Consider the following 481-nt stretch of genomic DNA (forward strand, 5'->3'; position numbering starts at 1 on the left):
TCAATGGGGAGCCTGACGATTACCTACTTTCACACGGGCAATCCGCACTATCATCGGCGTGGAGTCGTTTCACGGTCCTGTTCGGGATGGGAAGGGGTGGGACCGACTCGCTATGGTCATCAGGCATAACTTGTTGCTGCGCGGCTTGGGCTGCACAGCCAATCTGGGAAGAAGTAGGGGTTGCTCTGCATTGGCCAGAGTAAGCGCTGAAGCGCCAACTCTGGCTCGCAAGGTAGTGACGTATCGCTAGTGAGGTTCACTAGGGCAAAGCGCGGTCAACCTGAGGCGTATGCACCGCCCCCCTGACGGGGGTGGTTCCCAGTAAGTGCTGAAGCACTAACTGGTCACGTAAGCAAAACGCTCCGGTTATAGGATCAAGCCGTACGGGCAATTAGTATCGGTTAGCTGAACGCATTACTGCGTGTACACACCCGACCTATCAACGTCCTGGTCTCGAACGACCCTTCAAGGGGATCAAGTC

At 55.9% G+C, this 481-nt stretch carries 2 rRNA genes; both read right to left on the reverse strand.

Annotated features, from left to right (window positions below):
* Positions 1–10 precede the first annotated feature (10 nt).
* Positions 11–124, reverse strand: a 5S ribosomal RNA gene (gene rrf, locus GWC77_RS28320).
* Positions 125–370: 246 nt separating this feature from the next.
* Positions 371–481 (reverse strand): 23S ribosomal RNA (locus GWC77_RS28325); the annotation flags it as partial.

Source organism: Paraburkholderia sp. NMBU_R16 (genome assembly GCF_013282575.1).
Lineage (GTDB): Bacteria > Pseudomonadota > Gammaproteobacteria > Burkholderiales > Burkholderiaceae > Trinickia.